The sequence below is a fragment of the Pseudozobellia sp. WGM2 genome (assembly GCF_017810075.1).
In the GTDB taxonomy this organism is placed as follows: domain Bacteria; phylum Bacteroidota; class Bacteroidia; order Flavobacteriales; family Flavobacteriaceae; genus JADNYK01.
Window position 1 is genome coordinate 708,915 of record NZ_JADNYK010000001.1, and the last position, 14,477, is coordinate 723,391.

Here is a 14,477-nt window from a genome sequence, read left to right on the forward strand (position 1 = left end):
TAAGTTTTTATGCTTGAAAGGGACAGTGGAAAACTGTTTTTAAAACAAAAATGAACATGATGATGAAAAATTTAAAATTACTTCTTTGCCTAACTTTATTTGGAGTATTCTCCAATTTGTATTCACAAGAAATTGCCGATCACGCTCTCGGATTGAGACTTGGTGACAGTGATGGTTTTGGTGCCGAAATCTCCTATCAAAAATCAATAGGAAGGTATACGAGGGTGGAACTCGATTTAGGTTGGCGCGATAGCCGTGAGTATGACGCCTTTAAATTGGCCGGACTTTACCAATGGGTTCACAATATCGATAGAGGCCTACTATGGTATTATGGCGTCGGAGGAGGATTGGGTAACGTTGACTTTGAACCTCGCCTAAACAATAGTAATCAACCTTTTCAACCTGACGGGGGTCTTTTTGTATTTGCTGCAGGTGATGTCGGTATAGAATATAATTTTGACATACCCCTATTAATTTCATTGGACTTTAGACCTGAACTGGGTTTGATAGGATATAGTGACTTTGACAATGGGTTCGATTTCGACATTGCACTCGGAGTTCGATATCAGTTCTAGACTACGAATAACTTTATAATCAAAGCTCTTAACCACTTAATGTTAAGGGCTTTTTTGTTTTGTGCGTTATGACTATTTTTGCTCATCATAAAACAAAGCAATGAGAAAAATACTAGCGTCATTATGCATTTTAATAGGCTTGGCGGCCTGTAACCAAAAACCTGAAGGATATACATTTCAGGGTAATTTGACCGGAGAAGTCGCAAACGGCACCAATGTCTATTTAAGAGCAGTTGGTGAAAATGGCCAACCCGTAGATGTCGATACCACCACTGTAGAAAACGGAAAATTTGTTTTTACGGGGCAAGCCGAAACTCCTGAAATGCATTATGTATTTGTGGATCAGTTAATGGGATACACCGCCGTTATTATCGAAAACGGTGAAATTCAGCTTACTGCACAAAAAGATAGCTTGGGCATGGCGCAAGTAAAAGGAACACTTCAAAACGATATTTTCGCAGATTACGTGGAAAAATCAAAAGAATTGACCCAACAGGCCCAATCAATTCAGCAAGATATGCAGCAAGCCAATATAAGTCGAGATACGGCTACTGCTATCTCTCTGCGTGATGAGATGAACGAATTACAAGAGTCATATAAGAATTTTGAGCTCGACTATATAAAAAGTCACCCTGAAGCCTTGATTTCGGCATTACTTATCGATAGAGCTTTGGGCACTCGTACGGTTACTGCCGAAGAAGCTCAAGAAATGTATGACGCTCTATCACCTGAAATAAAAGAAACCAAAACGGCCAAAACAATTTCGGAGAAATTAGAGGCCCAAAAGCAGGCCGAAGCCAATGAGAAGAACACTTCTATTGGTGCAAAAGCCCCGAATTTTACAGCTCCTGACCCTGAAGGTAAAGACTTAGCTCTTGAAGATGTTTTGGGCAAAGTTACCCTTGTCGATTTTTGGGCCGCCTGGTGTAAACCTTGTAGAGCTGAAAACCCGAACGTACTTGCTGTTTACAACAAATATCATGATAAGGGATTGAATATCTTAGGAGTTTCTTTAGATCGAACAGCTGACGCATGGAAGAAAGCCATCGAAGATGATGGTCTGGTTTGGAACCATGTTTCGCATGTTTCCTATTTTAATGACCCAATTGCAAAACTCTACAATGTTAATGCGATACCTGCAGCATTTCTTTTAGATGAGAATGGGGTAATTGTTGCCAAAAACTTAAGAGGACCGGCACTTGAAGAGAAAGTAGCTGAGCTTTTGAATTAAAGTACAGCGTTACCAAATAAAAAACCCTCGAGCAGTTCTGCTCGAGGGTTTTTCTATTATTTGAATATTTTAGAATTTGTTCTGTACATCTTCAAACTCACCGGTAATGGTTACATTACCTAGTTTCTTGACGCTTCCAAATACATTAACTCTCGATTCGCTACCAACAAACTCAAGTGTAGCTCCTTCATTTAAGATCAAGTCACCATAGATGGTCAGGTCACCTTCAACCCTAAATGTAGCACCTTGATTTACAGTTATACTTCTTGATCTATTATTTCTACCGACAGCAAATGAGCCACTCAATTCAAATAGTCCGTTACTATTCACATAAGAATTGCTATAGGCCGTCCAAGTACCGCAAAGAAGCAAAGAACCATTGACTGTTACCCTGTTCAGCCTTTTTGAACCTCGGTAGGCCTTTTCTTCACCTTCATTGACAGATAGATTATAGCTACCGTTATAACTCGGTAAATCTTCACAGCGAGCTTCTAAACTTTCATTAGGTCTATTTAATTTAATGATTTGTAAGCCTGCCTTACCTGATGCAGCGAATGCATAATCACCCTTGGTCTCTACGTAGTTTATTGATCCGTTAAGATCGATAACACCTACTAAATCGGTATTATCATCTTGCGCTTCAGATAAACAAAGTCCGGCACCACCATTTGCCATTAGCAATATTTCTTCGTTGGTGGCAACCGCATTGGTTACAATATTGCTTTGATCCACTCCGTCCGGATTAATCAAGATAGGTACGTATTCGATAAGAGACCCAGAAGAACGATTGTAGATTCCGGCACCTTTTGAACCTTCTGAAACAACAATTCTGTCGTCTGAAATATCAAGTGTTCGTTTACTGAAATCACCAAAATCGGAATCAATAGCAATTTCTTTAGTTACGTTCAAGCCTTCATCCATAAGAACTACTCCTGTACTGGCATCTAAAACTGCAATCGTTTCATCATGATGGGCTACAGACCTCAAATCAGCGTAAGATGCGTCGTTCTGAATGCTAAGGTCAGATTTATTATATGCGGTTAACAAACCGTCTTTACCACTTGTAACGTAAACCGTATTACCTGTAACTTCTACATCGGTAGCATTAAACCCTTCTTGAAAACCATAGGTTAGGCCAGCACCAGTATCCATTCGGCCTCCTGACACAAGAATTTTCACTACAAATGAATTAGAAGTAGCTCTAACTGATTTTTCGGCATCCACACCGCCAACGGCATATATATATCCATCATTATATTCTATCGCGTTAATATCAGCGTTAGAATAATATAATCTAGAAGTGACTTGAGGGTTGTTCGGATCATTGACATTAACAATGTCTATACCCCCGGCATAACCATCTTCTACCGTATTATAGGCAACATAGGCGTAATCGCCATCTAAATGTACGTGGGCGGCAGTCAAGTTCTCTGCACCACTATAAGATGGTGGGTCTACACGTGCCACTAAGGTCAAGGGATAATCACCAGCCATTTCTTCGGCTCCTTTGGCAGTTTTACCCGTTAATGCGGCTTCACTAGCAATATCTAGAACACCGGCATCATCGAAAAGTATACTGCTTTCTAAAACCGATTCACTTTTTTCAATAGAAACATCTTCTGAAGGGTCGCTGTAGACCGTCGTCTCATCACTACAAGAGGCAGCGAACATGAGTACCGCCAAAGCGGATAGGGAAACTCTTTTCATCATTAGTAGGTTTAATGCAATTAGATTTGGGTTCTAATCAAACGTCAAAATTAATCGAAGTGTATATTTTCGATTAAATTTTTCGATAAACGGTATATAATTGCAAGTAGATAGCAACTTTGTATCGATAAAAGGTAATTTTTAAGTAAAAATCTGATCGGTTATATCTTACCCATCTTTTCCATTATAAAGAGAACTATTATGGGCAAGGCCAATAAAAACACCATTAAAGTTTCCGTAACCAGCAAATCGGGGAAAAACAGCAAAGTCATTACATAGCCACCTACGGCACCGCCAAAGTGTGCGGTATGTCCTATATTTCCAATACGGCTTTTCATTCCATAGATAGAATACAACAAGTAACCGATACCAAACACGTAAGCTGGTAAGGGAATGGGAATAAACATAATACCTAACTGCATATTGGGCTGTAGCAAAATGGCGGCATATAATACACCTGTAACCGCCCCGCTAGCGCCGACAGCACTATAATAAGGTTCATTCTTATGAAAAAACATTGCCAATAAACTACCCGCGACCAAGCTCACAAAATATACGATTAGAAACTTACCAGGACCGAACCAACTGATCACTACAGGCGCAAAAAAATATAAGGTGAACATATTAAAGAAAAGATGTGCCCAATCGACATGTAGAAACCCAGAAGTGAGCATTCTTTCCTTTTGGCCGGCACCAATGGCCGAGATATTGAATTTATATCTTTCAAAGAACGAAACATCGTTGAAGCCTTTTAGGGAAACCAGAATATTCGCTGCGATGACCACTATGGTGGCCAAATCTATATTGTACATGCGGTAAGATATTTTCGTGCCAAATATAGCTATATTTGCCCATTAAAAATTAAGCATGCAGTGGCTCGTTTTTGTATTGGCTTTTCCTTTGCTCTGGGTAATTTCTAGACTGCCACATCGACTATTTTATGGTTTTTCAGATTTTGTTTTTTTTATTGTCTATCGAATTGTTGGCTATCGAAAAGAAGTTGTCCGCTCAAATCTACGGTTAGCTTTACCACATAAATCGGAATCGGAATTAAAATCAATCGAAGTAAAGTTCTACAAACACTTATGCGACACTTTTTTAGAAATGGTGAAAACCATGAATTTGTCTAAAGAGGCCGTCAAAAAGCAATATGCAGTACAAAACATTGATTTACTTTTAGAAATTGAAAAATCTAAAAGTGTATTGGTCGTATGCTCCCATTATGCCAATTGGGAATGGAACGTGAGCATCAATAATTATGTTCAAGCCAAAGGTTATGCCGTTTACCAGAAAATAAGCAACAAATATTTTGATCAATGGGTTAAAAATGTACGTGCGCGGTGGAATACCACTTTAATCACCCAGAAACAGGTGGTGCCAACAGTGGTTAGAAACCATAAAAACAACATTACGGGTATTTTTGGTATGGTGAGCGATCAATCGCCCCAGAAACATTTAGCCCATTATTGGACCAATTTCATGGGTATTAAGGTTCCCGTTGTGAACGGAGCCGAAATTATGGCCCGAAGAATGGATCTCGCTGTAGTTTTTCTCAAAGTATCTAAAGTGAAAAGAGGTTTTTATGAGGCGGAATTCATACCCATAACAACCTCAGGAGCCAATACAGAAAAGAACGAAATTACGGACACCTTTCTACGTCTCGCCGAACAACAGATTAAGGAAAGGCCAGAACATTATCTGTGGACTCACCGCAGATGGAAGCATAGAAATAGTGCTCCAGAAGAATTTTTATAGGATTTTAATTAGTTCTTTTTATATTTCCGTACCAAACCATTTTTACAACCAAAAATTTAAGAATACATGGAAGTTCTAGAAATTATCTATGAGGAAATCATAGGTTTTTTAGGGATTTCCCAAGCTTGGGAAATTCTCAAAACCGGTAATTATAGTGCCTTGCGCACTTACGAAGGCATCACATCTTTTATCATCCCCATTATTCCTTTGCTAGTCTTGTTGGAACTGACATTGGGCCTGATCTATAAAAAACAGCAAACAAGGGTCTATAAAGTTAATTTTCTAATATATGTTTTCAACAGATTTGTCGGAAGGTTTATAGCCATTGCCATGGTCACCCTTTGTATAGGGTGGTTTCAACCTTTGGCCCCGTTTAAAACCAGCGCAACTTGGTATTGGTTTATCTATGCCTATGTCATTTGGGAGTTTGCGCATTTTATATACCATTACCTTGGCCACAAGGTACGGTTGTTCTGGTGCTTACATTCTACCCATCATGCTCCTGAAGACATGAATCTCTCTGTTACCTACGCGCATTTCTTTTTAGAGGCCCCCTACGCAGATACGATTAGAACAACTATTTGCATTTTAGCGGGAGTACAACCCGAAATGCTCTTTGCAATCATGTTTATTGATGGTACCTACGGTGCATTTATACATGCCGGGGAAAACGTAATGAAAAAAGGCAAGTTTGGTAGATTAGGAAAATATATTCTTACGCCCTCACATCATAGGGTACACCACGCTAAAAATCCATTATATATGGACACCAATTTTTGTAATCTCTTAAATGTATGGGACCGGGCTTTTGGTACTTACCAAGAAGAACAGGACGGAGAAAAAATCAAGTATGGAATTACCCGAGAAATGGATTCCGGTAATTTTATGGATGTTTATTTTGGTGAATTTGTTGCGCTAGGAAAGGATGTTTGGAATGCCCCTAGCATTAAAGCTAAGTGTATGTACATTTTTATGCCTCCGGGTTGGCATCACACGGGTGACCATAAGACTTCCAAAGTGGTAAGAAAGGAATATTTTGACGCTCAAAAAATTACGGTGTAAGAACCAAAGTAGCCATAACAATGCAGTAATCACTGGCATAATTTTCACACAAAACCTGATAATCAATAACTTTCCATAAATTCGGCTGGTTGAATAAGATATAATCAATCTTTATGTTGGGTTTTTTGGAAGGATATGTAGGTTGTCTTGCCCCCTCTACCGTACTTTGGGTAAATTCACGTTTAAGAATGGCAATGGTCTCACTATCGGGCTGGGCGTTTAAATCTCCCAACAATAAGGTTGGTATTGAATCGTTGCTAAAGTGCTCTACCAAAGCCCTTGCCTGCATTTCCCTATCCTTACCGTTTTTTTGATGGTCTAAATGTGTACCCACAAACTGAACGATATTCTTATTGGCTGTTTCTACCTTTACAATAGCGGCAGCCCTAGGTTCAGAATCGGGTAAATGTGGTAAGGCCAATTTATCTGTAGCGACAAAGCTGAATTTAGATAGAATACCTTCACCATACTCACCGCCATCATAATACATGGCCCGGGCAAATAACGGAGCTAGCTGGGTACGATAACCTAGCTCTGTAGGCAAATCGTAAGAGTTGGCACGTTTGGTCTTAAAATCCACTTCCTGTAAGGCTACCAAATGTGGATCGTACGATTTTATGATTCCAGCTAGTGAATCTAAATTAAAATCATTTTTCACCGTTGCTCCATGTAATATATTAAAACTCATAACCCTAAGGGTATCTTGGGCATGGGTTTCAACCAGAAACAGGAAAATATACAAAAGAACCACAACACCCCCTAAGTTCTTTTCTGCCTTACATATCATATTCCGGCTACCCTCTTGATTTCACCAATAATGCGGTCTGCCAATTCATCAGCTGCTTGCTGACTTGCCGCTTCCGTATAAATTCTAATAATAGGCTCGGTATTCGATTTTCTTAAATGCACCCAATTGTCGGCAAAGTCTATTTTCACCCCATCAATTGTCGATATTTCTTCGTTTTGATATTTTTCGGCCATTGCTTTCAGAATAGCGTCAACATCGAGTTCTGGAGTTAGTTGGATTTTCTTTTTACTCATGAAATAAGATGGATAGCTTGCCTTTAATTCTGCAACTGTACCCCCTTTTTCGGCCATCAACATTAAAAATAACGCCGTACCGACCAAAGAGTCTCGGCCATAGTGACTTTCAGGATAGATTATACCTCCATTACCTTCACCTCCAATAATAGCATTATTAGCCTTCATTTTCGTTACCACATTGACCTCCCCGACTGCTGAGGCTTCATATGTGCCACCGTGTTTTTGGGTAATATCTCGAAGCGCTCGCGAAGATGATAGGTTTGAAACCGTATTACCTTTGGTTTTACCCAAAACATAATCTGCACACGCAACCAAAGTATATTCTTCACCAAACATTTCACCTTTATTGTCAATAAATGCCAATCTATCGACATCGGGATCTACTACAATTCCGAAATCCGCCTTCTCCTCTACGACCAAGGCACAAATATCGCCCAGGTGCTCCTTTAGAGGTTCAGGGTTATGCGGAAAATGACCCGTAGGATCACAATAAAGTTTCACTACTTCTACCCCAAGTTCTTCCAACAGCTTGGGTATGGCAATACCTCCCGTAGAATTTACCCCGTCTACAACAACTTTAAACTTTGCTTTGCGAATAGTATCGGCATCCACCAAAGACAAATCTAACACTTCATCAATATGAATATCTATATATGAATCGTTACGAATAATTTCACCCAAATCATCCACTTCAGAAAATTGAAAATCTTCTTTCTCGGCAATCTCGAGAATTTTAGCACCTTGTGCCGCATCTAAGAACTCTCCTTTTTCGTTAAGCAGTTTTAGTGCGTTCCATTGTTTCGGATTATGGCTGGCAGTAAGAATTATTCCCCCATCGGCTTCCTCTAAGGGTACGGCAATTTCCACTGTGGGTGTTGTTGACAGATTTAAATCTATCACGTCGATACCTAAACCGACTAGCGTTGAAACTACCAAATTTTGAATCATCTCACCAGAAAGACGTGCATCACGACCAATGACAACTTTCAACTTCTCTTTATTAGAATAATCTTTTAGCCAAATACCGTAAGCTGCTGCAAACTTAACAGCATCTATTGGGGTTAAATTGTCTCCTGGGTTGCCCCCAATGGTTCCTCTTATTCCAGAAATAGATTTGATCAGTGTCATATTTTTCTAAATGTTTTGGCAAATATACAGGTATGTAGCAAAAACTATGTAAGCAATTTGTAAATTCGAGCCCATGAACTTTTTGGCCCATATTTATCTATCATACAACGACGACGAAATCACTTTGGGTAATTTTATTGCCGACAGCATTCGCGGGAATAAATTCAAACATCTACCGCTACGTGTTCAAAAAGGTATTTTACTGCATCGTGAAATCGATACCTTTACCGATTCTCACCCGATACCTAAAATGAGCAGTAAACGACTGCATGAAAACTACAGTCACTATAGTAGGGTTATAGTCGATATCTTCTACGATCATTTTTTAGCCAAAAATTGGAAGTTATATTGTGATACACCGCTCGACACCTTTGTTGATAATTTTTATGACCTACTTGAAGACCATTATACCATTTTACCGGTCGGCGTACAGCGAATGATGCCCTATATGATTGCCGATAACTGGATTTTCAATTACTCAAAAATGGATGGAATTGCCAAAGTACTCAACGGTATGAACCGTCGCACCAACAATAAGTCGAAAATGAATTTCGCCATTCTAGATCTAGAGCGGCACTATGAGGCTTTTGAAAAAGAGTTTACCGACTTTTTCGAAGAGCTAATGACTTTTTCGAAACAAAAATACATTTCATTAAATTCCGACAACAACTGATTCCAATATGAAAAGACCGAGTACCAACCCTTTAGTATGCCTCCTCCCCGCCCTATTTCTATTCGTTAATTGCAAAACACTACCTGCAGAGCCTACTGGTTTGGTGACCGAGAATGCCATGGTGGTCTCGGCACGTGAAGAAGCTTCTAAAATTGGTGTAGAAATCATGAAAAATGGCGGTAATGCCTTTGATGCCATGGTAACTACCGAAATGGCTCTTGTAGTGGCCTACCCTTTCGCCGGTAATCTCGGTGGTGGTGGTTTTATGGTCTACAGAAAAGCCGATGGAGATGTAGGCGCGCTCGATTATCGTGAAAAAGCACCCTTGGCCGCACATCGTGACATGTATCTTGATTCATTGGGAAATGTTGTACCTGACATGAGCACCAAAGGAGCAACTGCGGTAGGCGTGCCCGGTACGGTTGCGGGCATTATTGCAGTGCACGAAAAATTTGGTTCACTGCCGTTAGAAGAAATCTTGGCCCCGGTAATCAGGCTGGCGGAAAATGGTATTGTGGTTACCGCAAATCAAGCGAATAGGTTTGCTGCGGTACGTGATAGAATTCTAGAAGTGAACGATAGTGTAACAACTTTTCCTATCGACTCTAAGGTTAACGACATGGTGAAATACCCCGCTTTGGCTAATACGTTAAAACGTATTGCCGAAGATGGTCATGATGGCTTTTATAAAGGAAAAATTGCCGAAACCTTGGCCCGCTTTATTCAAGAAAAAGGGGGCTTTATAACTGAAGAAGATTTAGCGAAATACGAAGCTAAGTGGAGACAGCCTATAACTTTCAATTATAAAGATCTTCGCATAATTTCAATGAGTCCGCCCAGCAGTGGTGGCGTTACTATTAATCAGATTTTTAAGATGATCGAGCCATATGACATAGGTAAGTATGGCCATAATTCAGAGAAAGCCATTCAACTATTTACAGAGGCAGCCCGCAGAGCTTATGCAGACCGCAACTATTACTTAGGAGACCCAGATTTTATTGATATTCCGGTGGATGTGCTTTTAAGTAGTGATTATATTAACGAGAGAATGAGTGATTTTTCTTTTGATGCTGCTAGCGAATCCTCCAAAATAAAAGAAGGAAATATACAAATGGCAGAGAGCATGGAAACTACCCACTACTCTATCGTAGATAAAGAAGGAAATGCGGTTTCTGTCACGACAACATTGAACGGTGCCTACGGAAGTAAACTCTATTGTGATGAATTGGGTTTTTTCTTGAACAATGAAATGGATGATTTTAGTGCCAAGGCGGGTGTACCGAATATGTTCGGACTCATTGGAGCAGAAGCCAATAGTATAGCGCCCGAAAAAAGAATGCTAAGCAGCATGACCCCTACTATCGTAGAAAAAAACAATAAACTTTGGATGGTCGTTGGCACTCCAGGAGGTTCGACTATTATAACTGCTGTGGCCCAAACCATACTGAACAGTTACGAATTTAATATGAGTATGCAAAAAGCGGTAAATGCTCCCCGCTTTCATCATCAATGGCTGCCCGATGTTGTTATTTTTGAGCCTCAAGGTTTTTCTAAAGAACTAAAAACAGACCTAAAGACAAAAGGTTACCATATAAACGAAGAGCGCACCCCTATTATCGGCAAGGTTGATGCTATTCGGGTATTGGACAACGGAAAATTAGAAGGAGGAGCTGACAAAAGAGGGGATGATACCGCTGTCGGATTTTAGATTGCCCGTTCATCTGATTTTCGATGTATATAGTATTTAAATCTTTGAAATTATAATTGACTATGACCATTCAAGTATTGCACAAATTTGAATTGAACGATGATAATATAGCCCGTATTCTGGCTCTATATAAACAATTGAATTCCATCATTGTTCCAAGGCCATTACATCAAGTTTTGCAAGAAGACAATCATGTGATTTTTATGGTCTGTAAAAATGATAAAGAAGAGATTGTAGGTATTGCCCTTATGGCCACCTATAAGGTGGTGTCAGGTTTTAGAGGTTTGGTTGAAGATGTTGTGGTAGACGAAGCCTACCGAGGACAAGGAATAGGCCGAAAATTGATGGAAAACCTTTTGGAAGAAGCTAAAAGAAAAGGTGTTGATGAAATTCTCTTGTTCACAGGGCATCATCGAACGGCAGCTATCAACCTCTATAAAAGCTTGGGCTTTACCATTCGTGAAAGTGGTGTTTATAATCTGAATTTCAGAAAATAGACCTTAGACTTTTTTCACGTGTTGTAATTGCCCTTTGAGTTCTTCCATCGATTCTTGCAACTGCTTAAGCAATCCTTTTTCGGTGCTTGCATCTTCTCCAAAGGTTATACGGCTGCTCACTTGCCATATTTCTTGAATCTGAAAGGGTTTGATTTCGTAGGGAGGATATGTTTCGTTCAACGAAACCAAGGTAATGTTGTTCGAATTAGGTCTTCTTTCTATTTTTTTCACCAGTACGGCATCCTGTAATACCACAACATACATTTTGTTTGAGCTTACATCATCGATATGTTCAACAGCTTTGGCCAAAACCCATTCCCCTGGTTTTAAGTTGGGTAACATACTATCTCCCTCGACCTGAAAACCCCTATAAGTAGCATTTCGAAATTCCGGAATAGGTAAGTCAAAAGCGGGCAATTGGCGATACCAGCTCGTATCTTGAATATTTTGAGGATATCCGGCAGCAGCCTTTGCGTTCACAAGCACCATATTTTCACGATCATCGGAATCAACGGTAACCACCTTAGGGATTACACTCGTATTCGAGGTTTCTAAATATTTATTCTCACTCTCACCAAATAGCCAGAGCGGATTGATTTTGAACTGCTTTAATAATTCAGAAACCACTTTACCCGAAAGTTTTGTTCTACCCCGCTCAATATCGGCCGTAGTATTTCCAGCACCTATCATCTTTGCAAATTCAACTTGGGTATGGCCCAATTCTCTCCGCAAATCCGTAAAACGTTTTAAGGTCAGTTCATTTTCCATATCACTCTAATTCTAATCTTCGTTCGTTCCAATAAACACTGAATAATTTCAAATATACACCTTTTGGATATATTCCAATATATTTTTTGGATTATTTCCATAATTAGGATTTATTCCATAATTTTGGAATAATTACATTCAAGATATGGATTTTGACCGAATAAAGGAAAAATTGAATATTCTGGCGGATGCCGCTAAATACGATGTGAGCTGTTCAAGCAGCGGCAGCAAACGTACTAATACCAACAAGGGGCTTGGAGATAGTACTGGAATGGGAATTTGCCATAGTTATACCGAAGATGGACGCTGTGTATCGCTTTTGAAAATCTTAATGACCAATTATTGCATTTTCGATTGCGCATACTGTGTTACCCGTAAAAGCAATGACATCAAAAGGGCGGCTTTTAAAATTCAGGAGGTGGTTGATTTGACCATCAATTTTTATCGTAGAAATTATATCGAAGGCCTTTTTCTTAGTTCCGGTATATTTAAAAGTCCTGATTATACAATGGAGCGTCTGATTGCCGTAGCGAAAAAACTCCGTGAAGAAGAGAATTTCAATGGGTATATTCATTTAAAGTCGATACCAGGTGCGAGCGATGAGCTCATGCGAGAAGCAGGTTTATATGCCGACCGCCTTTCAGTGAACATAGAAGTACCCACCATTTCAGGTCTAAAATTGTTAGCACCGGATAAAAAGCATGAAGATTTCACCAAGCCCATGCTTAAGGTCAAAAATGAGATTATACAGTACAAGTCCGAAAAAAAATTGATTCGCAGTACACCTAAATATGCCCCTGCCGGTCAAAGTACTCAAATGATAATTGGTGCTACCGGAGAATCGGATAAAGACATCATGTATTCCGCAACTCACTATTACAAAAATTATAATATGAAACGGGTATACTACTCCGGTTACGTACCTGTAGCCGAAGATAGCCGATTACCGGCTATAGGCACCCAAGTACCGATGTTGAGAGAGAATAGGCTTTATCAAACCGATTGGCTTTTGAGGTTTTATGGCTTTAATGTGCAAGAGATTTTAAACAATAATCACCCAAACCTCGATATTGATATAGACCCGAAGCTAGGTTGGGCTTTACGAAACCTTCATCATTTTCCTATCGACATCAATAAAGCCGATAAATTAATGCTGGCCAGAGTACCGGGTATAGGTTTGAAATCGGTTCATAAAATTTTGAATGCTAGAAGGTTCAGAAATTTAAATTGGGAGCATCTCAAAAAAATAGGAATAGCCCTAAATCGTGCAAAATATTTCATTTTATGTGATTCCAATAAATGGGTTCATCGAGACTTGGATGCCGATAAAATTAAAGGAATGATTATACAGAACTCTGCTGGTAAATTTAGAAAGGAGTATAGTACTCAGTTAGAGCTATTCAATACAAAAGCAGTTTAAGTATTTAAAAATAATGCTATGAACAATTCTAAAGTTTTAATCTACGACGGAAGTTTCAATGGTTTTCTAACCTCAATATTCGTTGCTTTTGAAGAAAAAGTTACCGTGTCACAAATTCAGAAAGAAACGGTTTGTCAAAGCGGATTATTTTCTGAGACACAGACGGTTTTAACACAGGTGGATAAAGCAAAACGGGTATGGAACGGTATTCAGAAAAAAAGTAATTCAGCTTTAAAGAATATTTATTTTGCTTTTCAAAGTGAAAGTCAAGATGTAGAATTATTACTTTATCGATACATCTGTAAATTATTTACTCATGAAACATCTATTGCTTATGATTATTCAGATGGTGTGGTGCTAAAAATTAGTCAACTAGCAAAATCGGTAGGACGCGAAAAACATCGTATGGAGGCATTTGTTCGTTTTCAATTGACCAAAGATGGTATTTACTTTGCCAATATTGAACCCGATTTTGATGTGTTGCCCCTAATTTCAAAACATTTCAGGTCTAGATATGCCGACCAGTATTGGTTGATTTATGACGTTAAACGTAAGTATGGTATCTATTATGATTTGGAAAAAGTGGAAATAGTTTCGCTCGATTTGTTCGAAATTCATAGCAATAGTATTCATAAAAGTCATAAAATGACTGCTAATGAATATGACTATCAAGATTTATGGAACAATTATTTTAAGAGTACCAATATTAAATCTCGAATCAATCTGAAATTACACACGCAACATGTGCCAAAAAGATATTGGAAATATTTAAGCGAGAAAAAGCAGGCAATTTGATTGGGTCGAATATTGAAATCTTAATGAGCTAATAGTTAAGCGTAATCTGTTAATCTTCACTATACAATTAAACGCTCTCACTTCTCGGTTAGTGCTCAAAAACGTACCTTTGCG

The 14,477-nt window shown here is 39.1% G+C and carries 14 protein-coding genes; 9 read left to right on the forward strand and 5 right to left on the reverse strand.

The annotated features are described in order from the left end of the window. Positions 1–62: 62 nt before the first annotated feature. Both IV512_RS03195 and IV512_RS03200 read left to right on the forward strand, forming a co-directional pair. Entirely contained in the window at positions 63–575 is a 513-nt protein-coding gene (locus IV512_RS03195; RefSeq protein WP_209400524.1) for a hypothetical protein, read from the forward strand. Between the two features lie 100 nt (positions 576–675). Next, the gene (locus tag IV512_RS03200) at positions 676–1,806 is read left to right on the forward strand and encodes a TlpA disulfide reductase family protein (RefSeq protein WP_209400526.1); all 1,131 of its coding nucleotides are present in this window, start codon (positions 676–678) and stop codon (positions 1,804–1,806) included. A gap of 69 nt (positions 1,807–1,875) precedes the next feature. On the opposite strand, the gene IV512_RS03205 is transcribed toward IV512_RS03200, so the two are convergent. Both IV512_RS03205 and IV512_RS03210 read right to left on the reverse strand, forming a co-directional pair. After that, positions 1,876–3,513 carry a hypothetical protein gene (locus IV512_RS03205; protein ID WP_209400528.1) on the reverse strand — a complete coding sequence of 546 codons (1,638 nt, stop codon included), beginning with the start codon at positions 3,511–3,513 and terminating at the stop codon, positions 1,876–1,878. A 161-nt stretch (positions 3,514–3,674) separates the two neighbouring features. Next, positions 3,675–4,325, reverse strand: a complete 651-nt coding sequence (locus IV512_RS03210; RefSeq protein WP_209400530.1) for a rhomboid family intramembrane serine protease — start codon at positions 4,323–4,325, stop codon at positions 3,675–3,677. Positions 4,326–4,380: 55 nt separating this feature from the next. Here IV512_RS03210 and IV512_RS03215 point away from each other — a divergent pair, with 55 nt between their 5' ends. Together IV512_RS03215 and IV512_RS03220 are read left to right on the forward strand one after the other, a co-directional pair. Continuing rightward, the gene (locus IV512_RS03215; RefSeq protein ID WP_209400532.1) at positions 4,381–5,268 is read left to right on the forward strand and encodes a lysophospholipid acyltransferase family protein; all 888 of its coding nucleotides are present in this window, start codon (positions 4,381–4,383) and stop codon (positions 5,266–5,268) included. Between the two features lie 66 nt (positions 5,269–5,334). Then, the gene (locus IV512_RS03220; RefSeq protein WP_209400534.1) at positions 5,335–6,330 is read left to right on the forward strand and encodes a sterol desaturase family protein; all 996 of its coding nucleotides are present in this window, start codon (positions 5,335–5,337) and stop codon (positions 6,328–6,330) included. On the opposite strand, the gene IV512_RS03225 is transcribed toward IV512_RS03220, so the two are convergent. Continuing rightward, entirely contained in the window at positions 6,320–7,018 is a 699-nt protein-coding gene (locus IV512_RS03225; RefSeq protein WP_245224652.1) for an endonuclease/exonuclease/phosphatase family protein, read from the reverse strand. The two genes, IV512_RS03220 and IV512_RS03225, sit on opposite strands and share 11 nt — an antisense overlap. A gap of 95 nt (positions 7,019–7,113) precedes the next feature. After that, entirely contained in the window at positions 7,114–8,502 is a 1,389-nt protein-coding gene (gene glmM, locus IV512_RS03230) for a phosphoglucosamine mutase (RefSeq protein ID WP_209400537.1), read from the reverse strand. Positions 8,503–8,575: 73 nt separating this feature from the next. On the opposite strand from glmM, the gene IV512_RS03235 reads away from it, so the two are divergent. From IV512_RS03235 to IV512_RS03245, 3 genes are all read left to right on the forward strand, one after another. After that, positions 8,576–9,175, forward strand: coding sequence for an ACP phosphodiesterase (locus IV512_RS03235; protein ID WP_209400538.1), 600 nt, complete (start codon positions 8,576–8,578; stop codon positions 9,173–9,175). Between the two features lie 7 nt (positions 9,176–9,182). After that, the gene (ggt, locus tag IV512_RS03240; protein ID WP_209400539.1) at positions 9,183–10,883 is read left to right on the forward strand and encodes a gamma-glutamyltransferase; all 1,701 of its coding nucleotides are present in this window, start codon (positions 9,183–9,185) and stop codon (positions 10,881–10,883) included. Between the two features lie 62 nt (positions 10,884–10,945). Then, complete coding sequence (locus IV512_RS03245) at positions 10,946–11,380, forward strand: GNAT family N-acetyltransferase (RefSeq protein WP_100872055.1); 435 nt, start codon at positions 10,946–10,948, stop codon at positions 11,378–11,380. A 3-nt stretch (positions 11,381–11,383) separates the two neighbouring features. Here the strand turns inward: IV512_RS03245 and IV512_RS03250 are convergent, their stop codons facing one another. Then, positions 11,384–12,148 carry an XRE family transcriptional regulator gene (locus IV512_RS03250; RefSeq protein WP_209400540.1) on the reverse strand — a complete coding sequence of 255 codons (765 nt, stop codon included), beginning with the start codon at positions 12,146–12,148 and terminating at the stop codon, positions 11,384–11,386. A gap of 145 nt (positions 12,149–12,293) precedes the next feature. On the opposite strand from IV512_RS03250, the gene IV512_RS03255 reads away from it, so the two are divergent. Beyond that, positions 12,294–13,568, forward strand: a complete 1,275-nt coding sequence (locus IV512_RS03255) for a putative DNA modification/repair radical SAM protein (protein WP_209400541.1) — start codon at positions 12,294–12,296, stop codon at positions 13,566–13,568. A gap of 18 nt (positions 13,569–13,586) precedes the next feature. Further along, entirely contained in the window at positions 13,587–14,363 is a 777-nt protein-coding gene (locus tag IV512_RS03260) for a TIGR03915 family putative DNA repair protein (protein WP_209400543.1), read from the forward strand. Positions 14,364–14,477: the final 114 nt, after the last annotated feature.

Bases quoted from the DNA above. Each gene is read 5' to 3' on its own strand.
- IV512_RS03195 (WP_209400524.1), top strand. From the start codon at position 63: ATGAAAAATTTAAAATTACTTCTTTGCCTAACTTTATTTGGAGTATTC.
- IV512_RS03250 (WP_209400540.1), bottom strand. From the start codon at position 12,148: ATGGAAAATGAACTGACCTTAAAACGTTTTACGGATTTGCGGAGAGAA.
- IV512_RS03225 (WP_245224652.1), bottom strand. From the start codon at position 7,018: ATGAGTTTTAATATATTACATGGAGCAACGGTGAAAAATGATTTTAAT.
- glmM (WP_209400537.1), bottom strand. From the start codon at position 8,502: ATGACACTGATCAAATCTATTTCTGGAATAAGAGGAACCATTGGGGGC.
- IV512_RS03260 (WP_209400543.1), top strand. From the start codon at position 13,587: ATGAACAATTCTAAAGTTTTAATCTACGACGGAAGTTTCAATGGTTTT.
- ggt (WP_209400539.1), top strand. From the start codon at position 9,183: ATGAAAAGACCGAGTACCAACCCTTTAGTATGCCTCCTCCCCGCCCTA.
- IV512_RS03205 (WP_209400528.1), bottom strand. From the start codon at position 3,513: ATGAAAAGAGTTTCCCTATCCGCTTTGGCGGTACTCATGTTCGCTGCC.
- IV512_RS03235 (WP_209400538.1), top strand. From the start codon at position 8,576: ATGAACTTTTTGGCCCATATTTATCTATCATACAACGACGACGAAATC.
- IV512_RS03200 (WP_209400526.1), top strand. From the start codon at position 676: ATGAGAAAAATACTAGCGTCATTATGCATTTTAATAGGCTTGGCGGCC.
- IV512_RS03220 (WP_209400534.1), top strand. From the start codon at position 5,335: ATGGAAGTTCTAGAAATTATCTATGAGGAAATCATAGGTTTTTTAGGG.
- IV512_RS03210 (WP_209400530.1), bottom strand. From the start codon at position 4,325: ATGTACAATATAGATTTGGCCACCATAGTGGTCATCGCAGCGAATATT.
- IV512_RS03245 (WP_100872055.1), top strand. From the start codon at position 10,946: ATGACCATTCAAGTATTGCACAAATTTGAATTGAACGATGATAATATA.
- IV512_RS03255 (WP_209400541.1), top strand. From the start codon at position 12,294: ATGGATTTTGACCGAATAAAGGAAAAATTGAATATTCTGGCGGATGCC.
- IV512_RS03215 (WP_209400532.1), top strand. From the start codon at position 4,381: ATGCAGTGGCTCGTTTTTGTATTGGCTTTTCCTTTGCTCTGGGTAATT.